Origin of the sequence: Variovorax sp. NFACC27 (genome assembly GCF_048301545.1) — a bacterium.
Taxonomy (GTDB): Bacteria; Pseudomonadota; Gammaproteobacteria; order Burkholderiales; family Burkholderiaceae_C; genus Variovorax; species Variovorax gossypii.
In genome coordinates this window covers 7982745-8006165 of sequence record NZ_CP157613.1, presented here as the reverse complement: position 1 = coordinate 8006165, position 23421 = coordinate 7982745, and the positions used below count along the sequence as shown (strand labels likewise).

General features: G+C 70.5%; 16 protein-coding genes. 11 read left to right on the top strand and 5 right to left on the bottom strand.

The window, feature by feature from the left end; translation table 11 throughout:
• Positions 1-149: 149 nt before the first annotated feature.
• The 11 genes from ABL840_RS37595 (at position 150) to ABL840_RS37545 (ending at position 18465) form a co-directional block, all read left to right on the top strand.
• Positions 150-890, top strand: a complete 741-nt coding sequence (locus ABL840_RS37595) for a DUF969 domain-containing protein (RefSeq protein ID WP_093300072.1) — start codon at positions 150-152, stop codon at positions 888-890.
• 5 nt (positions 891-895) lie between these two features.
• Complete coding sequence (locus ABL840_RS37590) at positions 896-1852, top strand: DUF979 domain-containing protein (RefSeq protein WP_093300071.1); 957 nt, start codon at positions 896-898, stop codon at positions 1850-1852.
• 9 nt (positions 1853-1861) lie between these two features.
• On the top strand, positions 1862-2548 hold the full coding sequence (pcp, locus tag ABL840_RS37585; RefSeq protein ID WP_093300069.1) for a pyroglutamyl-peptidase I: 687 nt from the start codon (positions 1862-1864) through the stop codon (positions 2546-2548).
• Between the two features lie 18 nt (positions 2549-2566).
• Entirely contained in the window at positions 2567-3331 is a 765-nt protein-coding gene (locus ABL840_RS37580; protein WP_093300068.1) for a LamB/YcsF family protein, read from the top strand.
• 2 nt (positions 3332-3333) lie between these two features.
• A complete protein-coding gene (locus tag ABL840_RS37575; RefSeq protein WP_093300558.1) occupies positions 3334-4902 on the top strand; it encodes an urea amidolyase family protein in 1569 nt (522 codons plus the stop codon).
• A 10-nt stretch (positions 4903-4912) separates the two neighbouring features.
• Positions 4913-6643: an acetyl/propionyl/methylcrotonyl-CoA carboxylase subunit alpha gene (locus ABL840_RS37570; RefSeq protein WP_093300066.1), complete on the top strand. Its 1731-nt coding sequence runs from the start codon at positions 4913-4915 to the stop codon at positions 6641-6643.
• Between the two features lie 11 nt (positions 6644-6654).
• On the top strand, positions 6655-7653 hold the full coding sequence (locus ABL840_RS37565; protein WP_093300065.1) for a TRAP transporter substrate-binding protein: 999 nt from the start codon (positions 6655-6657) through the stop codon (positions 7651-7653).
• A 305-nt stretch (positions 7654-7958) separates the two neighbouring features.
• Positions 7959-15458 carry a non-ribosomal peptide synthetase gene (locus tag ABL840_RS37560; RefSeq protein ID WP_093300556.1) on the top strand — a complete coding sequence of 2500 codons (7500 nt, stop codon included), beginning with the start codon at positions 7959-7961 and terminating at the stop codon, positions 15456-15458.
• 4 nt (positions 15459-15462) lie between these two features.
• Positions 15463-16788: a glycosyltransferase gene (locus tag ABL840_RS37555; RefSeq protein WP_093300063.1), complete on the top strand. Its 1326-nt coding sequence runs from the start codon at positions 15463-15465 to the stop codon at positions 16786-16788.
• A gap of 29 nt (positions 16789-16817) precedes the next feature.
• Entirely contained in the window at positions 16818-17039 is a 222-nt protein-coding gene (locus tag ABL840_RS37550) for an MbtH family protein (RefSeq protein WP_093196085.1), read from the top strand.
• A gap of 169 nt (positions 17040-17208) precedes the next feature.
• Positions 17209-18465, top strand: coding sequence for an acyltransferase family protein (locus tag ABL840_RS37545; RefSeq protein WP_093300062.1), 1257 nt, complete (start codon positions 17209-17211; stop codon positions 18463-18465).
• Between the two features lie 75 nt (positions 18466-18540).
• Here ABL840_RS37545 and ABL840_RS37540 read toward each other — a convergent pair whose 3' ends face one another.
• From ABL840_RS37540 to ABL840_RS37520, 5 genes are read right to left on the bottom strand one after another with little or no spacing between them, the layout of a single operon-like run.
• The gene (locus tag ABL840_RS37540; RefSeq protein WP_093300555.1) at positions 18541-19371 is read right to left on the bottom strand and encodes an ABC transporter substrate-binding protein; all 831 of its coding nucleotides are present in this window, start codon (positions 19369-19371) and stop codon (positions 18541-18543) included.
• Between the two features lie 5 nt (positions 19372-19376).
• On the bottom strand, positions 19377-20348 hold the full coding sequence (locus ABL840_RS37535; protein ID WP_093300060.1) for a tripartite tricarboxylate transporter substrate binding protein: 972 nt from the start codon (positions 20346-20348) through the stop codon (positions 19377-19379).
• Positions 20349-20402: 54 nt separating this feature from the next.
• Positions 20403-21389 (bottom strand): zinc-binding dehydrogenase, encoded by a 987-nt coding sequence (locus ABL840_RS37530; RefSeq protein WP_093300059.1) that lies wholly within the window; start codon positions 21387-21389, stop codon positions 20403-20405.
• Positions 21390-21411: 22 nt separating this feature from the next.
• Entirely contained in the window at positions 21412-22227 is an 816-nt protein-coding gene (locus ABL840_RS37525; protein ID WP_093300057.1) for an enoyl-CoA hydratase, read from the bottom strand.
• On the bottom strand, positions 22227-23417 hold the full coding sequence (locus ABL840_RS37520) for a CaiB/BaiF CoA transferase family protein (protein WP_093300056.1): 1191 nt from the start codon (positions 23415-23417) through the stop codon (positions 22227-22229). Before ABL840_RS37520 ends, ABL840_RS37525 begins: the two co-directional genes overlap by 1 nt.
• Positions 23418-23421 lie beyond the last annotated feature (4 nt).

The following is a 23421-nucleotide window of genomic DNA, read 5'->3' as shown; positions in this document are numbered from 1 at the left end:
GGCACACTCGCATAAATTGTTCAACAATTTCCATTAAATGAGTGATTCACAAGAAACGAATTGCTCATTCATTGGCACGCAGTTTGCAAGAAGCGGCTGCCGGCGCCCCCGCGCAAGGTGTCTCCGAATCACCCGAACGAAAGACCAACATGACTCCTGACATCCCTCACCTGTGGCCGTTGATCGGCGTCGCCGTGATCATTGCGGGCTTCGTCCTGCGCTTCAATCCGATGCTGGTGGTGATCGTCACCGCCATCGCCACGGCGATCGCCGCGGGCTTCGGCCCCATGGCGATCCTCACGGCCATCGGCACCGGGTTCATCAAGACCCGCAACCTGCCGCTGATCATTCTTCTGCCGCTGGCGGTGATCGGCCTGCTCGAGCGCCACGGCCTGCGCCAGCATGCGCAGAACTGGATCAGCCGCATCAAGTCGGCCACCGCCGGCCGCCTGCTGATCGTGTACCTGGCAGCGCGCGAACTGACGGCGGCCATGGGCCTCACCAGCCTGGGCGGCCATCCGCAGATGGTGCGTCCGCTGCTCGCGCCGATGGCCGAGGGTGCCACCGAGACGCGCTACGGCAAGCTGCCCGACCGCATCCGCCACAAGCTGCGCGCCTATGCCGCGGCCACCGACAACGTGGGCCTGTTCTTCGGCGAGGACATCTTCGTGGCCTTCGGCGCCATCGTGCTGATGACCACTTTCCTGCACGAGGCCGGCATCGACGTGGAGCCGCTGCACGTCGCGATGTGGGGCATTCCGACGGCGATCGCCGCCTTCGTCATCCACGCCTGGCGCCTGCGCCGGCTCGACCAGGCGCTGGCCCGTGAACTCGACGCCGCCCCGGCGTCCGACGTGCCCGCCGTTCCCGCCACGCAGGAAGGACGCTGAGCATCATGATCCTCTCGATCCAGCACCTCTACATCCTGGTCGGCCTGATCCTCGCGATCACGGCGGTCATGACGCTGGCCGACCGCCAGCATCCCAAGCGCTACACAAGCGCGCTCTTCTGGGGCCTCTATTCGCTGGTCTTCCTGGTCGGCGACAAGCTGCCGCCGGCCGTGGTCGGCGTGGGCGCCATCGCCATGGCCGTCATCGCCGGCATGCGCGGCGTGGGCGCGGGCAAGCACAACGAGCCGACGCCCGCCCAGTACGAGGCCAGCGCGAAGCGCCTGGGCAACAAGCTCTTCATGCCGGCGCTGGCGATCCCGCTGGTCACCGTGATCGGCACCGTGCTGATGAGCAAGGTGAAGATCGGCGACGCCTTCCTGCTCGACCCCAAGAACACCACGCTGGTGAGCCTGGGCGTGGGCTGCGTCGCGGCGCTGGCGCTGGCCTGCTGGCTGACGCGCGAGACGCCGGTGCAGGGCATGCGCGAGTCGCGCCGCCTGACCGACGCGCTGGGCTGGGCCGTGGTGCTGCCGCAGATGCTGGGCATGCTGGGCCTGGTGTTCTCCGACGCGGGCGTGGGCAAGGCGGTGGCGTACATCACCACCAGCTACATCAACATGGACATCTGCTTCGTCGCGGTCGCGGTCTACGTGCTGGGCATGGCGCTCTTCACCATCATCATGGGCAACGGCTTCGCGGCCTTCCCGGTGATGACGGGCGGCGTGGGCGTCCCGGTGCTGGTGGGCGTGTACCACGGCGACCCGGCGGTGATGGCGGCCATCGGCATGTTCTCGGGCTACTGCGGGACGCTGATGACGCCGATGGCGGCCAACTTCAACATCGTGCCGGCGGCGCTGCTGGAGCTGCCCGACAAGAACGCCGTGATCCGCGTGCAGATACCGACAGCGGCCGCGCTGCTGGTGGTCAACATCTTCCTGATGTACTTCCTGATGTTCCGCTGAGGCCCCTGCATGACCACCGATGACAAGGCACCCCGGGTGCTGGTCGCGGGCTTCGAGCCGTTCGAGAACGATCCCGTCAACCCCGCGTGGGAGATCGCTCGCGCGCTCGACGGCTGGCGCTGCGAAGGCACCGTGGCGCAGGCGCTGCAGCTGCCCTGCGTGTTCGGCCGCGCGATCCACGTGCTCGACGCCGCCGTGGCGGGCATCGTGGAGAGCGGGAAGCCGCTGCCGCTGGTGCTGTGCATCGGCGCAGCGGGCGGGCGCACCGAGATCTCGCTGGAGCGTGCCGCGCTGAACGTCGACGACGCGCGCATTCCCGACAACGCCGGCTACCAGCCCATCGACATCGAGGTGGTGCCCGGCGCACCGGCCGCCTACTTCTCGACGCTGCCCATCAAGGCCATGGTGCGCGACATGCGCGCGGCGGGGCTGCCCGCGGCGGTGTCCAACAGCGCCGGCACCTTCGTGTGCAACCACATCTTCTACGCGCTGATGCACCGCATCGCGACCTGGCCCGCGCTCGCGCACACGCGCGGCGGCTTCGTGCACGTGCCCTACCTGCCGGAACAGGCCGCCTCGAAGTCGGGCGTGGCGAGCATGGCGCTGCAGACGCAGGTGGAAGCCTTCCGCGTGGCGATCCGCACCGCGCTGCTCGTGCGCGACGACGTGCGCGAGACCGCCGGCCGCCTGCACTGACCGACTGAAGACCGAACGATGAACATCGACCTGAACAGCGACCTCGGCGAGAGCCTCGGCGCATGGCGCATGGGCGACGACGCCTCCATGCTTTCCCTCGTGAGCAGCGCCAACGTGGCCTGCGGCTTCCATGCCGGCGACCCGGCCGGCATCCTGCGCACGCTGCGGCAGGCGAAGGAGCACGGCGTCGTCGTCGGCGCGCACGTGGCCTACCGTGACCTCGTGGGCTTCGGCCGCCGCAACATGGACGTGGAAAGCGCCGACCTGCGCGCCGACGTCATCTACCAGATCGGCGCGCTGAAAGGGCTGGCCGCCGCAGCCGGCACCACCGTGCGCTACGTGAAGCCGCACGGCGCGCTCTACAACACCATCGCCCACGACGAGCGCCAGGCGCGCGACGTGATCGCCGCCATCCGCGAGATCGACGCGAGCCTCGTCCTGGTGGCATTGGCCGGTTCGCCGCTGCTGGGCTGGGCGCGCGACGCAGGCCTGCGCGTGGTGGCCGAAGCCTTCGCCGATCGCGCCTACACGCCCAAGGGCACGCTGGTGTCGCGCCGCGAACCCGGCGCGGTGCTGCACGACGCAGAAGAAGTTGCCGCGCGCATGCTGCGGCTGGCCTCCGAGGGCGTGGTCACGGCCATCGACGGCAGCACGGTGCGCATCGAGGCCGAGTCGGTCTGCGTGCACGGCGACAGCCCCGGCGCGGTGGAGATGGCGCGGCAGGTGCGTGCGCTGCTGGAGCAGTCGGGCGTGGCGATCCGCTCCTTCGTGGATGCCGCATGACCATGCGCTTCCTGCCGGTCAACCTGAATGCGGTGCTGGTCGAACTCGACGACCTGCCGCAGACCCTCGCGCTGCTGGCCTCGCTACGCGCGGAACCCATCGCGGGCATCGAGGAGCTGGTGCCCGCCGCGCGCACGCTGCTGATCACCTTCAGGCCGGCCGCGATCGCAGCCGATGAGCTCGCGCGGCAGGTCGGCGCGCGCAGCCTCGACGCGCGCGAGACGCGCATCGAGCGGCGCATCGAGATTCCGGTGCGCTACGACGGCGAGGACCTGGCCGAGGTGGCCGGCCTGCTCGACATCACGCCCGAGGAAGTGGTGCGCCGCCACACTGGCAGCGACTACACGGTGGCCTTCACCGGCTTCGCTCCGGGCTTCGCGTATCTCTCTGGCGGGCACCCGAGCCTGAACGTGCCGCGCCGAAAGGTGCCGCGCACGCGCATTCCCGCCGGCGCGGTCGGCCTTGCGGGCAGCTTCAGCGGCGTCTATCCGCAGGCCAGCCCGGGCGGCTGGCAGATCCTCGGCATCACCGACGCGCCGATGTGGGACCTCTCGCGCGAGACGCCCGCGCTGCTGCAGCCGGGCGACACGGTGCGATTCGTTGACGTTACCGGGCAGCCGCGCGCGGAAGCGCAGGCCACCACGCCTGCGCCGTCGCAACCGGCGGCAATGAACAACGGCGGCAGTGCCTTCGAGATCCGCGCGGCGGGCCTTCAGGCGCTGCTGCAGGACGGCGGCCGCCATGGCCAGGCGAAGCAGGGCGTGTCGGCTTCCGGCGCGATGGACCGGCGCTCGCTGCAGGCGGCCAACAGGCTCGTCGGCAATGCCTCCGACGCGGCCTGCATCGAAGTCGCGTACGGCGGCTTCCAGCTTGCCTGCCACGGCGATGCGGTGGTGGCTGTCACCGGCGCAGAAGGGCCTGTCACGCTGACCCGCGCCGATGGTGCGCAGTGGCCGCTGCCGCGCTACCAGCCCGTCGCGCTGGCCGACGGCGACGTGCTCGCGCTGGGCGAACCGGGCGCCGGCATCCGCAGCTACATCGCGGTGCGCGGCGGCTTCGACATCGCGCCCGTGCTCGGCAGTCTTTCCACCGACACGCTCGCGCGCGTCGGCCCGAACGCCATTGCAACGGGCGACGTGCTGCCCTTGCGCGCGGTGTCCGCGGGCGCCCTCGTCGGCGAGCCCGAAGCTCCGCCCACGGACCTGCCCACCGTGCAGGAAGAAGTCGTGCTCGACATCGTGCTCGGCCCGCGCACCGACTGGTTCACGCCCGACGCGGTCGAGCTGCTGTGCGCGCAGGCGTGGACCGTCACGCCGCAATCGAACCGCGTCGGCATCCGCCTGGCCGGCGAGGAAGCGCTGGCGCGTGCCAACCACTCCGAGCTGCCCAGCGAGGGCACCGCGCGCGGCTCGATCCAGGTGCCGGCGAGCGGCCAGCCCGTGCTGTTCCTGGCCGACCATCCGCTGACCGGCGGCTATCCCGTGATCGCCTCCGTCGCCACCCATCACCTGGACCGCGCGGGGCAGATCCCCGTGAACGCGCGCGTCCGCTTCAGGCCCATGGCCCAGTGAAAGCCTCCCCATGAAGAAAGTACTGATCGCCAACCGGGGCGAAATCGCCGTGCGCATCGCGCGTGCCTGTGCGGACCACGGCGTGCAGTCGGTCGCGGTGTATGCCGATGCCGACTTGAATGCGCTGCACGTGCGCATGGCCGACGAAGCCTATGGCCTAGACGGCAACAAGCCCGCCGACACCTATCTGAACATCGCCAAGCTGCTCGACGTGGCCGCGCGCAGCGGCGCCGACGCGGTGCATCCGGGCTACGGCTTCCTGTCGGAAAGCGCGGCCTTCGCGCAGGCCGTCATCGATGCGGGCCTTACCTGGGTCGGCCCGCCGCCGGCCGCCATCGCGATGCTGGGCGACAAGGTGCAGGCCCGCAAGCTCGCGATGAAGGTCGGAGCGCCGCTGGTCGCGGGCACGGCCGATCCGGTGAAGAACGCGGGCGAGGTGCTCGCCTTCGCGGAAAAGCACGGGCTGCCGGTCGCGATCAAGGCCGCGTTCGGCGGCGGCGGGCGCGGCATCAAGGTGGCGTGGCGGCTCGATGAAGTCGAGGGCCTCTACGAATCGGCGGTGCGCGAAGCCGTGACGGCCTTCGGGCGCGGCGAGTGCTATGTCGAGCAGTTCCTCGACCGCCCGCGTCACGTCGAGGCGCAGGTGCTGGCCGACACGCACGGCAACGTGGTGGTGCTCGGCACGCGCGACTGCTCGCTGCAGCGGCGCAACCAGAAGCTGGTGGAAGAGGCGCCCGCGCCCTTCCTGAGCGACGCGCAGCGCGAGCGCATCCACCAGGCCGCGCGCGACATCTGCGCGGAGGCCGGCTACACCGGCGCGGGCACGGTCGAGTTCATGCTGAGCGCGAGCGGCGCGATCTCCTTCCTCGAAGTGAACACGCGGCTGCAGGTGGAGCATCCGGTGACGGAGGAAACCACGGGCATTGACCTCGTGATCGAGCAGCTGCGCATCGCCGATGGCCTGCCGCTGCAGGTCAGGCAGACGCCGGCTCCGCGCGGCCACGCCTTCGAGTTCCGCATCAACGCCGAGGACGTGGGGCGCGGCTTCCTGCCCTCGCCGGGGCCGGTGAAGGTGTTCGAGGCGCCTTCGGGCCCTGGCGTGCGCGTCGATGCGGGCGTGGACTCGGGCTCGCAGGTGCCGGGCACCTTCGACTCGCTGATGGCCAAGCTCATCGTCACCGGCGCCACGCGCGAGCAGGCCATCGCGCGTGCGCGGCGCGCGCTGAAGGAGTTCCGCATCGAGGGCCTGCCCACGGTGCTGCCTTTCCATCGCGCGGTGATGAAGCATCCCGATTTCGTTTCGGGCGACGCCTTCAAGGTGCACACGCGCTGGATCGAGACCGACTTCGCCAACGGTGAGGCGCCGGCCCTGCGCCCCGATCCGCTGCCCGATGCCGCGCTGCTGCGCACGGCGATCGAGGTCGACGGGCGGCGCATGGCGCTGGGGCTGCCTGCCGTGCTGCTCAGCGGGCTTTCATCAGCCGCGGGCGGCGCTGTCGCAGCGCCCGCGACGCAGGCATCTGCAGTTGATGCCGCCGCCGTGGCCGCGCCCGTCTCGGGCACGGTGCAGGCGTGGAAGGTGGCCGACGGCGACGAAGTTGCCGAGGGTGCCGTCATCGCCGTGATGGAGGCGATGAAGATGGAGATGCAGGTGCTCGCGCATCGCGCGGGGCGCGTCGCCATCTCGGTTGCCGCGGGTGGGTACGTGGCGGTCGGCGCCGCCATCGCCACCATCGGCTGAGAGGCCTCGACATGAACGGCGGCAGCATCACGCGGCGCGGCTTCGCATGGCTAGCGTGCGGGGCCGGCGTCCTGCCGCCGGCCGCGTGGTCGGCGCAGGCCACCGTGTGGCGGCTGGTCACCGGCTATCCGGCGGAGAACTTCCACACCGCCAACCTGCTGGCGATGGCGAAGGACGTGGAGGCCGCGACCGGCGGGCAGCTTCGCATCGAGGTCCATCCGGGCAACACGCTGTTCGCACTGAACGCCATTCGCGCGGCGGTGCAGGAGGGCAAGGTCGAGGCCGGCGAAGCCATCATGAGCAGCATCGCCGCCGACGTGCCGCTGGCGGGCGCCGATTCCGTTCCCTTCATCACGCGCAGCTATGCCGATGCGCAGCTGCTGTGGCGCATCCAGCGCCCGCTGATCGAGCAGGCCTTCGCGCAGCGCGGTATGCGCGTGCTCTATGCGGTGGCATGGCCGCCGCAGGGCCTGTACTCGAACCGGCCGCTCGGCGGCGCGGGCGACCTGCGCGGCATGCGCATGCGTGCCTACAACGACACCACCGCGCGCATCGCGACGCTGATGGGCGCTGTGCCCGTCGACGTTCCGGCCACAGGGCTCGACAAGGCGCTGGCCGAAGGCCGCATCGACTGCATGATGACTTCCGCCGTGACCGGCGTGGAGAGCCGCGTGTGGCAGTCGATGCGCTACTTCTACGAGATCAACGCGTGGTTCCCGAAGAACCTCGTGTTCGTCAACGGCAAGGCGTGGGACGAGCTGGCTCCGTCCTCGCGCAATTCGCTGGCGGCTGCGTGCGCGGTCGCCGAGACGCGCGGATGGGCTCGCAGCGCGGAGGCCGCTGCCCGTTCCATGGACGAACTGCGGCGCAACGGCATGAAGGTCGAGCCGGTGTCCTTCCTGCTCGGGCGCGACCTGCAACGCCTCGGCGAGAACTTTTCGCTGAACTGGGTCAAGCAGGTCGGTACTGCCGCCAACGGCATCTTCATTCCGTATTTCGAGAAGCGCTGAGCCCGCGCGCTGAGCCCATACGCGGAGGGAAAACCCTACACCCAGGAGATGAAGTTGCTGCGTTGCAACATTCCATTTCCCGCGCTTCCCATTGCGGTTACGACGAAAGCCATCGGATTTTTCGGCCGCTCATCGGGTGACCACTTCCCGATGAAATCTTTCTCGCTCAACGCTCCACGTGAAATGTTTTCACCCGGAAAGCTGTCTCTGAAATTGTTGAAACAGCTTGTACATTGAATCGGGACTGGCGATTGCTTCCTTGCCGGAGCGATCGCCGCCGATCAATTCAAGACGTGGAGAAGTTCATGAGCACGGTCGACCCTCAGGGTGGCGCATCTGTCCTCACTTCGGGCCAGATGGCGATGTGGCTCGGCGCCAGGTTCGCCTCGCCCGATACCAACTTCAATCTCGCCGAAGCCATCGACATCGAGGGCCCCATCGATCCCGACGTCTTCATCGCCGCGATGCGGCAGGTGACCGAGGAGGCCGAGGCCACGCGCCTGAGCTTCGTCGACACCGCGCAGGGGCCGCGCCAGGTGGTCGCACCTGTCTTCACGCGCGAGATGCCCTGGCTCGACTTCAGCGGCGAGGCAGACCCGGTCGCCGCCGCACAGGCGTGGATGCAGGCCGACTTCAACCGCAAGGACGATCTCGCGCGCGACCAGCTGTGGATGTCCGCGCTGATCCGCATCGCGCCCGAGCGCCACGTCTGGTACCACCGCAGCCACCACATCGTGCTCGACGGCTTCGGCGGCGGGCTGATCGCACGTCGCTTCGCCGACGTCTACACCGCGCGCATCGAAGGCACCGAAGTGCCGGAGGCCTCGCGCCTCGCGCCCATCTCGCAGCTGGCCGAGGAGGAGAAGGCGTACCGCGAGTCGGGTCGCTTCCCGCGCGACCGCCAGTACTGGAGCGAACGCTTCGCCGACGCGCCCGATCCGCTGAGCCTGGCCTCGCACCGCTCGGTCAACGTCGGCGGCCTGCTGCGGCAGACAGCGCACCTGCCGGCCGCCAGCGTGCGGGCCCTGGCGGACATCGCGCAGCAGCAGGGCACCACGCTGCCGCAGATCCTGATCGCCACCACCGCCGCCTACCTGTACCGCGCCACCGGCATCGAGGACATGGTGATCGGCATTCCCGTCACCGCGCGCCACAACGACCGCATGCGCCGCGTGCCCGCGATGGTGGCGAACGCCCTGCCGCTGCGCCTCGCGATGCGCGCCGACCTGCGCATGCCCGAGCTCATCAACGAAGTGGGCCGGCAGATGCGGCAGGTGCTGCGGCACCAGTCCTATCGCTACGAGCACCTGCGCAGCGACCTCAACATGCTGGTGAACAACCGGCAGCTCTTCACCACCGTGGTCAACGTCGAGCCTTTCGACTACGACTTCCGCTTCGCCGGCAGCAAGGCGAAGCCGCGCAACCTGTCGAACGGCACGGCCGAAGACCTGGGCATCTTCCTGTACGAGCGCGGCAACGGGCAGGACCTGCAGATCGACTTCGACGCCAACCCGGCGATCTACACCGCGCAGGAACTCGCCGCCCACCAGCGCCGGCTGCTGGCCTTCATGACCGCCGTGATCGCCGAGCCCGACCAGGCCATCGGCCACGTCGACCTGCTGCAGGCCGGCGAGCGCGAGCAGCTGCTGGTGACGTGGAACGACACCGCCCGCGCGGTGCCCGAGACAGACCTCGTCGCGCTGATCGAGGCACAGCTCGCGGCCGATCCGCAAGGCGTCGCGCTGCGCTTCGAGGGCGAGGCGATGAGCAACGACGAGCTGAACCGACGCGCCAACCGCCTCGCGCACCTGCTGCGCGCGCGCGGCGCGGGGCCGGAGCGCACCGTGGCGCTGGCCATTCCGCGTTCGTTCGAGCTCATGGTGGCCTTGCTCGCCACGCTGAAGACCGGCGCGGCCTACCTGCCGGTGGACCCCGACTTCCCGCAGGACCGCATCGCCTTCATGCTCGACGACGCGCAGCCGGCGTGCCTCGTCACCACCGCCGCGCTCGCGGAGTCGCTGCAGGTGAGCGCCCCGACCCTTCTGCTCGATGTAGGGCAAACGTTTGCGGACCTGGCGAATTGCGACGACGCCGATCACGGCGTCGCCATCGACCCCTCGCATCCGGCCTACGTGATCTACACCTCCGGCTCCACCGGCAGGCCGAAGGGCGCGGTGGTGTCGCACCGGGCCATCGTCAATCGCCTGCAGTGGATGCAGGACCGCTACCGCATCGGGGCCGGCGACCGCGTGCTGCAGAAGACGCCGTCGAGCTTCGACGTGTCGGTGTGGGAATTCTTCTGGCCGCTGATCGACGGCGCCACGCTGGTGCTGGCGAAGCCGGGCGGCCACAAGGACGCGGCCTACCTCGCGAAGCTGATCGCGGATGAAGGCATCACCACGATCCACTTCGTGCCGTCGGTGCTGGAGGTGTTCCTGCTCGAACCCACGGCCTCTGCCTGCACCTCGCTGCGGCGTGTGATCTGCAGCGGCGAGGCGCTGTCGCCGGCGCTGCAGTCGCAGTTCCAGCAACTGCTGCCGTGCGAGCTGCACAACCTCTACGGGCCGACCGAGGCCGCCATCGACGTCACCTCGTGGGAGTGCCCGCGCACGGCGGAGGGAGAGACCGCGCTGAAGAGCGTGCCGATCGGCAAACCGATCTGGAACACGCAGATGCACGTGCTCGACAGCGGCCTGCAGCCTGTGCCGCCCGGCACCACCGGCGAGCTGTACATCGCGGGCACCGGCCTGGCGCGCGGCTATCTCAACCGCCCGCTGCTGAGCGCCGAGCGCTTCGTCGCCAATCCTCACGGCGGACCCGGCAGCCGCATGTACCGCACCGGCGACCTGGCACGCTGGCGCGACGACGGCAGCCTGGACTTCCTGGGCCGCGCCGACCAGCAGGTGAAGATCCGCGGCCTGCGCATCGAGCCCGGCGAGATCGAATCTGTGCTGCTGCGGCATCTGCAGGTCGCGCAGGCGGCGGTGGTCGCGCGTGAAGACGTGCCGGGCGAGAAGCGCCTGGTCGCCTACGTGGTTGCCGCTGATGGAGCCGATCCGCAGGCCGCCGAGCTGCGCACCCATCTCGCGCAGTCGCTGCCCGAGTACATGGTGCCTTCGGCCTTCGTCAGCGTGCCGGCCCTGCCGCTCGGCCCCAGCGGCAAGCTCGACCGCAAGGCGCTGCCGGCGCCCGAGCTGCAGGCGGCCACGCCCTACGTGGCGCCGCGCACGCACACCGAGAAGATCCTCGCGGGCCTCTGGGCCGAGACGCTGCACCTGCCGCGCGTGGGCATCGACGACAACTTCTTCGAGCTCGGCGGGCACTCGCTGATGATCGTGCAGCTGATCTCGATGATCCGGCAGCAGTTCATGATCGACCTGCCGCTGGACACGCTGTTCCAGGTCTCCACCATCGCCGGCCTTGCCGAGCTTCTGGACCAGGCCTCGCAGGCGGGGCCCAGCCTCGTGCCGATGCCGCGTCCGGCGCGCATCCCGCTGTCGTTCGCGCAGCGCCGCCTGTGGCTGATGAACCAGCTGGAGAACGCCAACCCCGCCTACAACATGCCGCTGGCGCTGCGCCTGTCGGGCGTGCTCGACCGCGCGGCGCTGCAGTCGGCGCTCGACGACCTGATGCAGCGCCACGAGAGCCTGCGCACCGTCTACCCGAGCGAGGACGGGCTGCCGTACCAGCGCATCCTCGAGGGCGAGCAGGCGCGTGCGCTGCTGATCGAGGCCGACAGCAGCGAGGACGAGATCGCCGCGCAGCTGCATGCCGCCGCCCGCTCGGGCTTCGATCTCGGCAGCACGGTGCCGCTGCGCCCGCACCTGTTCAGGCTGGCCGCCGACGAGCATGTGCTGCTGCTGCTCACGCACCACATCGTGGGCGACGGCGCATCGCTGCTGCCGCTGGCGCGCGATCTGAGCGTTGCCTACGCCGCGCGCAGCGAAGGCCAGGCGCCCGGCTGGACGCCGCTGCCGCTGCAGTACGCCGACTACGCGCTGTGGCAGCAGGACCTGCTCGGCAGCGAGGACGACCCCGAGAGCATGGCCGGCCGCCAGCGCGAGTTCTGGCGCGAGACCCTGCGCGATCTTCCCGAGCGGCTGAGCCTGCCGGCGGACCGGCCGCATCCGGCCGTGCCCAGCTACCGCGGCGACGTGGTGCCGCTGCGGATTCCGGCGCAGGTGCACGAGCGCATGCTGCAGCTGGCGCGCGACGGCCAGGCCAGCGTCTTCATGGTGCTGCAGGCCGCGCTCGCGGGGCTGCTGAACCGGCTGGGCGCGGGCGAGGACGTCGTCATCGGAACGCCCGTTGCAGGCCGAAGCGACCACGCGCTGGACGAACTCATCGGCTGCTTCGTCAACGCGCTGGTGCTGCGCACCGACGTCGCAGGGCAGCCCAGCCTGCGCGAGCTGGTCGCGCGGGTGCGCGCCACCAATCTCGCCGCGTACGCGAACCAGGAGTTCCCGTACGACCGCATCGTGGAGCTGCTGCGGCCCCAGCGCGGCGGCGCCAACCTGCCGCTGTTCCAGGTGATGCTGGGCTTCCAGAGCAGCAACAACCGCCTGTCCTTCAGCCTGCCGGGCCTGTCGATCACGCCGCAGCCGGTGGAAGTCGACACGGCGAAGTTCGACCTGTCCTTCATCCTCGACGAGCAGCGCGGCGCCGACGGCCTGCCGGGCGGCATCGCGGGCGGCATCCAGTACAGCACCGACATCTTCGATCGCGGCACCGTCGAGGCCATCGGCGAGCGGCTGGTGCGCCTGCTGGAGCAGGCCTGCGAGACGCCCGACACGGCGCTGGCCGGCCTCGACATCCTGGGCGACGAAGAGCGCCGGCGCCTGCTGTCCGACTGGAGCGGCGGCACGCGCGAGATCGCGCCGCTCTCGCTGGCCGCCATGGTGGAGGCGCATGCCGCCGCGCGCCCGCATGCGCCGGCCGTGGTGCTCGACGACGCGACCGTCGGCTACGCAGCGCTCGACGTGCGCGCCAACCGGCTCGCGCACCTGCTGCGCGGCCGCGGCATCGGTGCCGGCGACATCGTCGCGACGGTGCTGCCGCGTTCGCTCGACCTCGTGGTGGCGCATCTGGCCATCGTCAAGGCCGGCGCGGCGTACCTGCCGATCGATCCGAACCACATGGCGGGGCGCAGCGCCTTCGTGTTCGCGGAAGCGGCGCCCGCCGCCGTGCTGACGCATGCCTCGCTGCTGCCCGAGCTGGCGGGCATTCCGCACTGCCTGGCGCTGGACAGCGACGAGACCGTCGCCGCGCTGGCGATCCAGTCGGACGGCCCCGTGGCGCTGGCGCGCGCAGCAGATGCGCTCGATGCCGCCTACGTCATCTACACCTCGGGCTCCACCGGCACGCCCAAGGGCGTGGTGGTGCCGCATGCGGGCCTGAGCAGCCTCGGCGCCACGATGGCCGAACGCTTCGCCATCGGCCACGACTCGCGCGTGCTGCAGTTCTCCTCCAGCGGCTTCGACGCCTCGGTGATGGATCTGCTGATGGCCTTCCACGCCGGTGCCGCGCTGGTGGTGCCGGCGCCGCAGCCGCTGCTGGGCACGGAACTGGCCGAGCTGCTCGGCAGGCAGGCCGTGAGCCACGCGCTGATTCCGCCGGCTGCGCTGGCGACGCTGCCGGAGGGCGACTACCCGTACCTGCAGACGGTGGTGGTGGGCGGAGACGCCTGCCCGGCCGAGCTGGCCGCGCGCTGGTCGCAGGGCCGCCGCATGATCAACGCCTACGGCCCGACCGAGATCACCATCTGCGCGAGCATGAGCGCGCCGATGAATGCGAAGGAAGCACCGTCCATCGGCACGCCGGGGTGGAACACGCGGCTTTACGTGCTCGACGACGCGCTGCAGCCGGTGCCGCCCGGCGTGGCGGGCGAGCTCTACATCGCGGGCGGCGGCGTCGCGCGCGGCTACCTGAACCGCCCGCTGCTGAGTGCCGAGCGCTTCGTCGCCGATCCGTTCGGCGAGCCCGGCAGCCGCATGTACCGCAGCGGCGACCTGGTGCGCTGGCGCAACGACGGCAGCCTCGACTTCCTGGGCCGAGCCGACCAGCAGGTGAAGATCCGCGGCTACCGCATCGAGCCCGGCGAGATCGAGTCGGTGCTGCTGCGCCACCCGCAGGTGACGCAGGCGGCCGTGATCGCGCGCGAAGACGTGCCGGGCGAGAAGCGCCTCGTGGCCTACGTGGTCGCGTCCTCCGATCCGCAGCCGCTGGAGCTGCGCGCCCACATGGCGCAGTCGCTGCCCGACTACATGGTGCCCTCGGCCTTCGTGCACCTGCCGTTCCTGCCGCTCACGCAGAGCGGCAAGCTCGATCGCAGGGCGCTGCCGGCGCCGGGACAGCAGGCCGCCGCGCCGTATGCCGAACCCCGCACTGCCACCGAGAGGCAACTCGCCGCGCTGTGGGCCGAGACCCTGCACCTGGAGCGCGTGGGCATCCACGACAACTTCTTCGAGCTCGGCGGCCATTCGCTGATGGCCATCCAGCTCGGCATGCGCATCCGCCAGCAGGTGCGCGCGGACTTCCCGCACGCCGAGGTCTACAACCGCCCGACCGTCGCCGCCCTGGCCGCATGGCTGGACGACAACACGGCGGGTGCCGAGGCGCTCGACCTGTCGCGCGAACTGGAGCTGCCCGCGGGCATCCAGCCCCATGTGGCCCTGCCGCCGCTGATCGCGAAGCGCGTGTTTTTGACGGGCGCCAGCGGCTTCGTCGGCAGCCACCTGCTGGCCGCGCTGCTGCGCGACACCTCGGCATGCGTGGTCTGCCATGTGCGCGCAGCCGACGAGGAGGCCGGCAGGCGGCGCCTGCAGCTCACGCTGGCGCAGCGCCGGCTCGGCGCGATCTGGGACGACGAGCGCATCAAGGTCGTGACCGGCGACCTCGGCAGGCCGCTGCTCGGCCTTGACGACAGCGCCGTTCGGCTGGTGCGCGACGGCTGCGACGCCATCTACCACTGCGCCGCGCAGGTCGACTTCCTGCATCCCTACGCCAGCCTGAAGCCGGCCAACGTCGACAGCGTGGTCACGCTGCTCGAGTGGACCTCGCAGGGGCGGCCCAAGAGCATGCACTACGTCTCGACGCTGGCGGTGATCGACCAGAACAACGGCAAGGAGGGCACCGTCACCGAGCAGTCGACACTGGCTTCCTGGAGCGGGCTGGTCGACGGCTACAGCCAGAGCAAGTGGGTGGGCGACGCGCTGGCCCGCGCGGCGCAGGCGCGCGGCATGCCGGTGGCGATCTACCGGCTGGGCGCGGTCACCGGCGACCACACGCACGCCATCTGCAACGCCGACGACCTGATCTGGCGCGTGGCGCATCTCTATGCCGACCTGGAAGCGATTCCCGACATGGACCTGCCGCTCAACCTCACGCCGGTGGACGACGTGGCGCGCGCCATCCTCGGCCTCGCCGCATTGCAGTCTGCGTGGGGCCAGGTGTTCCACCTGACGAGCCAGGAGGCGCTGCGGGTGCGCGACATTCCGGCCGTGTTCGAGCGGCTCGGCATGCGGCTCGAACCGGTGGGGCTCGAGCCCTGGTTGCAGCGCGCGCATGCGCGGCTCGCCGTGGGGCAGGACCGCGACCTCGCGGCGGTGCTGGCGATCCTCGACCGCTACGACACATCGGCCACGCCACCGAAGGTGAGCGGCGAGGCCACGCACGCGCAGCTCGAGGCCATCGGCGCGGCGATCCGCCCGGTGGACCGCGACCTGCTGCAGCGCTACTTCGTCGACCTGGGCATCGACACCAAGGCGCGCCGCACGGCCGAGGCCGGCGCGTCGCAGGAGGCCTGAAGCCATGGCGCGCTATCTCATCGCGGCGACGCCGCTGCCGGGACACGTGCTGCCGATGCTGGCCATCGCGCAGCACCTGGTGGGCCTCGGGCACGAGGTGCGGGTGCACACCGCGAGCCGCTTCCGGGCGCAGGCCGAGGCCACGGGCGCGGGCTTCGTGCCCTTCGAGGCTGCGATCGACTTCGACCACCACGAGCTCGACCAGCGCTTTCCGCAGCGCCAGCGCCTGCCGTCGGCGCATGCGCAGCTGTGCTTCGGCCTGAAGCATTTCTTCGCCGACGCCATGGCGGCGCAGCGCAGCGGCCTGCGCTCGATCCTGCGCGACTTCGCGGCCGACGCCATCGTGGTCGACACGATGTTCTGCGGCACCTTCCCGCTGCTGCTGGGGCCGCGCGAGGAGCGCCCGGCCGTCGTGGGCATCGGCATCTCGGCGCTGCCGCTTTCGAGCTGCGACACGGCCTTCTTCGGCACGGCCCTGCCGCCATCGGCCACGGCGGAAGGACGCGTGCGCAACCGCGCGATGAACGCCAACCTCCGGCAGGCGATGTTCGGCGAGGTGCAGCGCTACTTCGACGCGCTGCTGACCTGCGCGGGCCTGCCGGCGCTGCCGGAGTTCTTCGTCGATGCCATGGTCAAGCTGCCGGACTTGTACCTGCAGCTGACATCCGAATCCTTCGAGTACCCGCGCAGCGACCTGCCGGCCTCGGTGCGCTTCGTCGGCCCGCTGCTCGCGCCCGCCAGCCGCGACTTCGTGGAGCCCGACTGGTGGCACGAGCTGGATGACGGCCGCCGGGTCGTGCTGGTCACGCAGGGCACGCTGGCCAACCAGAACCCGGCGCAACTCATCGGCCCGACCCTGCAGGGCCTGGCCGGCGCCAGCGACATCCAGGTCATCGCCACCACCGGCGGCCCCGCGCCGGCCGCGCTGAACATGGCCGTGCCCGCGAACGCCCGCGTGCTGCCCTTCCTTCCCTACGACCGGCTGCTGCCCAAGGTGCATGCGATGGTGACCAACGGCGGCTACGGCTCGGTCAACCATGCGCTGAGCCTGGGCGTGCCGCTGGTGGTGTCGGGCGCCACCGAGGAGAAGCCCGAGATCGCCGCGCGCGTGGCCTGGTCGGGCGCCGGCATCAACCTCGGCAACGGCCAGCCCGGCGCGCGCCAGATCGGCGACGCGGTGCGCAGGCTGCTGAACGAACCCGCCTACCGGCAGCGCGCGGGCGTGCTGCGCGACGACTTCGCGCGCCACCGTGCGCTCGACGAAATCGCTGCCGCACTCGAGGCGCTGCGCGAGCCCGCTGCGTCCGCGGCATCCATGGCGATGGCCTGAACGAAGAACCCCCTGCAAGGAATCCGAAGATGAGCAATCCGTTCGACGACAAGAACGCCAGCTTCCTGGTGCTGGTGAACGAGGAAGGTCAGCACTCGCTGTGGCCGGCCTTCATCGCCGTGCCGGCCGGCTGGAACGTGGCGCTGCCCGCCACCGACAGGGCGGCCTGCAGCGCCTACATCGAGGCGAACTGGACCGACATGCGGCCGCGATCGCTCGCGGCCAGGGACCTCGATGCCGCTGGCGCATGAGGGTGTTCGCGCTGTACCGGCGCGGCGCCGCGTGGGCGTATGCGTCGCGCTTCCGGCCGCCGGCCGTCGGTGAGCTGGGCAAGGAGCGCGCGGAGCCGGCGAGAAGAGAGGCCGACATTTCCGCAAAGACGTCCGAAGCGAGAAGGCCGCTGAGCAGGCCGCGCCGCCGATGAGCGTCTTTTCCGCCTGGCCGTATTTCGTGCTCGTGCTGGTCGTGCTCGGGATGCTGGCCCTGCCGGTCTTCCGCGTGGCCGACGAGCCGCACGGGCGCGATCGGCGTACGGCGACGCTCGACGGCCTGCGCGGCTTCCTCGCGCTGAGCGTCTTCGTGCACCACCTGATGGTGACCCACGGCTACATCGAGCGCGGCGAGTGGACCTTTCCGCCGCCGGGCTTTCCCACGCTGCTGGGGCAGGTCGGCGTGGGTGTCTTCTTCATGATCACCGGCTTCCTGTTCTGGGGGAAATTGCTCGACGCGCAGGGGCGGCCTGACTGGAGGGGCCTGTACGTCGGCCGGCTGTGGCGCATCGGCCCGACCTACCTGCTGGCGGTGGGGCTGATGTTCCTCGTCGTCGCATGGCGTACCGGGTTCGAGCTCAGGGAGCCGGCGTGGTCCGTGCTTGCCGCGGTGCTCCAGTGGCTGGCCCTCGGCATCTGGCCGCTGCAGCCGGACATCAACGGCCATGCCGGAACGGGGCTGATCCTCGCGGGCGTGACGTGGACGATCTTCTTCGAGTGGCTGTTCTACGGCGCGCTGCGGCCTATGGCGCCGGTCGCGCGCGGCGGGCGGACGCCGCGCTTCGTCGCGGGCGGCCTGCTGCTGTGCATGCTGGCGCTGACCGTCGCGGCGCTTTCGCCGGGCGCCTCGCCCAATCGCCCGACGACCGCGCTGGTGATCGGTGCCGTGGCCTGGGTGCTGGCCTCGTTCCTGCTGGGCATGCTGTCGGCGTGGCTCGCTCGGCGCAATGGTGCGGACACGGATGCGGACGTGGCCGCGCGGCGCATGCCCGAGTGGGTGGCTTCGCTGCTCGCGCTGGCCTGCCTCGGGGCCGTGTTCCTCGGCTTCGAGCACATGGTCGGGCCCGTCCAGGTGCTGCTGCTGTGGGGCTTCTTTCACCTGGTCTGCCGTGGCGGCACGCTGTTCGGCCTGCTGTCCCTGCGCGCGGCGCGGCGCATGAGCACGGTGAGCTACAGCATCTACCTGCTGCAGGGACTGGTCCTGAGCATCGTCCTCGCCGCGGGGCCGGTGCGGGAGTTCGCGATGGCCGGCGCGCTGCAGTACTGGCTGACCGGCATCTTCTGCGCGCTGGTGCTGGTGGTGGCTTCGGTCGTGAGCTATCGGCTGGTCGAGAAGCCGGGCATCGCGCAGGGCAGGCGGGCGCGATCCGGTTCGCGCCGGGTGCCTGCCGCGCAGGCGGCGCGATAGCATGGCTCGTTCAGCAGTTGGCAGGCCTTGTCGATGTCGACGCGTTGCCGATCGGGGCGTCCCCGGGGCACGCACTCATCCCGCGCGCGGTGGCGCCACGGCGGCGCCCTCGATCGCGTGGCGCCTGAGCGCTTCCGCCACGAAGCCCGATCGCTTCATCTCCTCGATATACGCGCTCAGCCAGACCTGCGCCGCGGTGCGTCCCTTGGGTACGCCCATGGCCTGCTCGATCACCATGAAGCGCCCCGGCAGCAGGCGCACGCCGCCCACGCGCCGGGCGTCGGCCTCCAGCTGCTGCCTGACGCCGGCTGCCACGTCCAGGTCCTGCGCGAGGAACATGTCGGTGACGGCCGGCGAGGTGGACGCGCGCACCAGCGTGGCGGCCTTGAGCTCGCGCGTGAGGAACAGGTCGTAGGCGCTGCCGCGTCCCACCACCACGCGGTTGCCGGTGCGGTCCACTTCCTCGTTGCGCCGCAGCGGCGAGGCGTTGCGCACGAGGTAGGCGCCTTCGATGATCACGTAGGGCGCGGTGTAGTCCATGTCGGCGCCGCGCACCGGGTCGATGGCGACGAAGGCCATGTCCACCCGGCCCGCCTTCACGGCCTCGACCACGCTGCCGGCCGAATTGAACTGCACCAGATCGACGGGCAGGTCCAGCCGCCGCGCGGCCTCGCGCGCGAGGTCCACCGAGACGCCCTGCGGCTCGCCGCCGGAGCCCCTGGTCGCGAGGATGGGATTGCCGAAGTTGATGGCCGCGCGCAGCCTGCCGGTTGGCGAGAGCTCGGTGCGGGCCGCCCGCGCATTGGCCGAAGGCCCGATCGAAGACCCGATGGCGGCGCAGCCGCCCAGCATCACCGCGCCGGCGGCCAGCACCGAGCGCCTGGAGACGGTGACGGTGTGTTCCATGTTCATCACTCCACCTTCACTTTCGCGTTCTTCACCAGGTCCACCCAGAACCTGCCGTCCGACATCAGGAACTGCCCGAACTCTTCCGGCGACGTCGAAAGCGACACCTCTGTGCCCTCGCGCGCCAGGCCGGTCTTCACCGAGGGCTGCTGCATGGCGGTCCGGGCCGCCTCGAAGATCTTCTTCACCACCGCCGGCGGCGTGCCCGCGGGCACGAATATGCCGTACCAGAACTCCAGGTGGTACTCGGGCAGGCCGGCCTCGCGCATGCCGGGCAGGTCCGGCACCAGCGGCGAACGCTCGCGCGTGCTCACCGCCAGCACCTTCAGCCGCCCGCCCTTGGCCATCGGCAGCACCGAGGGCGAGGTGCCGAAGGTGACCTGCGTGTCGCCCGCCATCACCGACTGGATGGCCAGGCTGCCGCCCTTGTAGGGCACGTGGGTCATAGGCGCGCCGGTGAGCAGCGTGAAGAGCGCAGCGCCCAGATGCGGCGCCGAGCCGTTGCCCGAGGTGGAGTAGTTGAGCTTGTCCGGTTCCTTCTTCGCCGCCGCGATCAGCTCGGGCACCGAGCCGATGCCGGCCGCCGGGTTCACCGCCAGCACCAGCGGCGAGGTGGTGATCTTCGTGACGGGCAGGAGGTCGGAGGGCGCGTAGCCGATCTTCGGGTTGAGCGCCGGGTTCACCGAGATACTGCTGGGGCTGGCGATGAGCAGCGTGTAGCCGTCGGCCGGCGACTTGGCGACGATGTCCGCCGCGATGCTCGAGCCGTTGCCCGGCTTGTTGTCCACCACCACCGGCTGGCCCATCGCCCTGCCGAAGGATTCGCTCATCGAGCGTGCCACGTAGTCGGCCGCGCCGCCGGCCGCGAAGCCGATCACGAGGCGGATGGGCTTGCCGGGATAGGGCGCGGGCTGCGCCCACGGGGCGTGCGAAAGCGCGCCCAACGCCAACGCCGTGGCGAAGTGCCTGGTCTTCATGCTTGTCTCCTTCCGTTGTGGCTCTGGTCGTCGTCGAGAACGAAGAGGAAGGCCTCAGGCGGCGGCTGGCATGCGCAGCACGATCTTGCCGACGTGCTGGCCGGCTTCCATGCTGGCCTTGGCCTGCGGCAGGCGGTCGAAGTCGACCACGCGGTCGATCACCGGGCGGATGCGGCCCGCCGCGAAGTGCGGCAGCACCTCGGCCACGAAGCGCGGCACCGCGGCGGCGCGCTGCTCCTTGGTGCGAAGCTTGTTGGAGACGCCGAAGAGCGTCAGGCGCCGCGCGTGCAGCGCGTCCAGGTCGATGTCGGCATGCAGCACGCCGTCCACGTGGCCCACGGTGGCCAGGCGGGCCTCGAAGGCCGCGGCGCGGACGTTCTCGGCGAAGACGGTGCCGCCCACGGTGTTCACGACCAGGTTGGCGCCCAGCCCGCCGGTCGCCTCCATCACCGCCGGCGCGAAGCCGGCGCTGCGGGTGTGAAGGGCCACGTCCAGGCCCAGTTCGCCGAGCGACGCCAGCTTGCCGGCCGAGCCCGAGGTGCCGATCACCTTCGCGCCCAGCGCCTTGCCCAGCTGCAGCGAGGCCACGCCCACGCCGGACGAGACGCCGTTCACCAGCAGCCATTCGCCCGGCTGCAGGCGGCCCTGCAGCACCAGCATGTCGAAGGCCACGAGGAAGGTCAGCGGAATGCCGGCTGCCTGCTCGAAGGAAAGGGTCGCGGGCATCGGCATGGCCTCGGCCGCCTCCATCAGCGCGTATTCCGAGAAGGCGCCGGCGCAGCGGCCCATCACGCGGTCGCCCGGCCCGAAGCCGCCCGCTTCGTCGCCGGCGGCCACCACCTCGCCCGCGCCTTCGCCGCCGATGGCCTTCCAGCTGCCGGGCTTGCCGTGCAGGCCGTGGCCCAGCAGGAACTCGCCGCGGTTGAGCGCGGCCGCGTGCATGCGCACCAGCAGCTGGCGCGGCCCGGGCACCGGCGTGGGCGCCTCGCGCAGTTCGATCACGGTGTCCTTGTCGGTCATCTGCATCCAGTAGGACTGCATCGCGGTTGCTCCTTGTCGTGGTTCAGCGGCCGGTGAAGACCGGCTTGCGCTTCTGCATGAAGGCCGTTCGGCCCTCGGTGTAGTCCGCGCTCTCGAAGCAGCCGCGGATCAGGCTGGTGCACAGCGCCATGTCGAGTTCGGGCGAGGGCTTGAGGATCTCGCGCACGATCGCCTTGCCGGCCATCACGGTGAGCGGCGCGTTTTCCGAGAGGGCACCGACGTACTCGGCCAAGAGCCCGTCCAGGGCTTCGGGCGCGCAGGTGCGCGATACGAGGCCGATCGCCTTCGCCTCGGCCGCGTCGATGCGGCGGGCGGTGAAGAACAGGTCCTTCGCGGCGCCCGGGCCGATCAGGTCCACCAGGTTCTTCATGGCCGAGTAGCGGTAGCCCAGGCCCAGGCGCGCCGCGGGTACGGAGAACACCGAGTCGGTGGCGGCGATGCGGATGTCACAGGCGATGGCCACGTTCACCCCGCCGCCGATGCAGTACCCCTGGATGCAGGCCAGCGTGGGCTTGGCGAAGTCGTGGATGCCCATGAGCGTGGTCTCGGCCATCTGCTCGTAGTGCGCAACGGCCTCGCGTGCCGCGCGCATGTCCTCGAACTGCGAGATGTCCGCGCCGGACACGAAGGCCTTGCCTCCGGCGCCGGAGAACACCACGACGCGCACGCGATCGTCGTCCCGGGCCTGGTCGAGCAGGGGCGGCACCGCCTCCCACATGTCGACCGACAGCGCGTTGTGCCGCGCCGGGTTGTTGAAGCGGACGTGCAGTGCGCGGCCATCCAGCCAGGCCTGCACGCGATCGGTGGTGGAGATGTAGTCGGGGTGGGTGTTCGTCATCAAAAGACTCCTGCGGCCTTCATGCGGGCGAGCTCTTCGCCCGTCAGGCCCAGTTCGGAAAGGATCTCTTCGCTGTGCTCGCCGCGGCGCGGGGCGGCGCGCGCGATGGTGCCGGGCGTGCGCTCCAGCTGCACCGGCTGGCCCACCAGGCGCTGCTCGCCGTGCCAGCGCGAGACCACCTTCTTGACCATGCCCAGGTGCCGGATCTGCGGCTCGTCGAAGACCTCTCCCATGTCGTTGATCAGGCCGCAGGCGACGCCGCCCTCGTTGAACTGCCTGACCCAGTGGGCGCGGTCGTGCGCCGCCAGCCGGCGGTTGATCTCGGCGTTGAGCGCGTCCCGGTTGACCGAGCGCGCGGCCTTGTCGTGGTAGCGCGCGTCGTCGATCCACTCCGGCGCGCCCAGGATGTTGCAGAAGCGCTCCCAGATCCTGGAGCCGAACACCGCGATATTCATGTAGCCGTCTCGCGCCTTGTAGACGCCGGTCGGAATGCTGGTGGGATGGAAGTTGCCCGCCTGCGCCGCGACCTCGCCGTCGATGAGAAAGCGCGAGGTCTGGAAGTCCATCATGTAGACCATGGACTCCAGCAGCGAGGTGTGCAGCCACTGCCCCTTGCCGGAGCTCTCGCGCTCCAGCAGCGCCACCAGGATGCCCTGCGCCGCGAAGATGCCCGCGCACAGGTCGGCGATCGGGATGCCCACCCGCACGGGCCCCTGCTCCTGCAGCCCGGTCACCGACATGAGCCCGCCCATGCCCTGCGCGATCTGGTCGAAGCCCGGCCGTTGCGCGAGCGGGCCGGTCTGGCCGAAGCCCGAGATGCTGGCGTAGACCAGGCGCGGATGGTCCGCCGCCAGCGTCTCGTAGTCGATGCCCAGGCGGAATTTCACGTCCGGGCGGAAGTTCTCCACCACCACGTCGGAGGTGGCGATCAGCCGCTTGAGCGTGGCGATGCCTTCGGCCTGTTTCAGGTCCAGCGTGATCGAGCGCTTGTTGCGGTGCGTGTACTGGTAGTCGGAGCCGTCCTGCCCGCCCAGGGTGTCGTCGCCGCGCATGTGCTCGGGCATCTGCACCTGGATGACGTCGGCGCCCCAGTCGGCGAGCTGGCGGCAGGCTGTGGGGCCGGCGCGCACCTGCGTGAGGTCGATGACGCGAAAGCGCTGCAGCGCGGCGGAGGCTGGAAGGTGAGGCATGCGT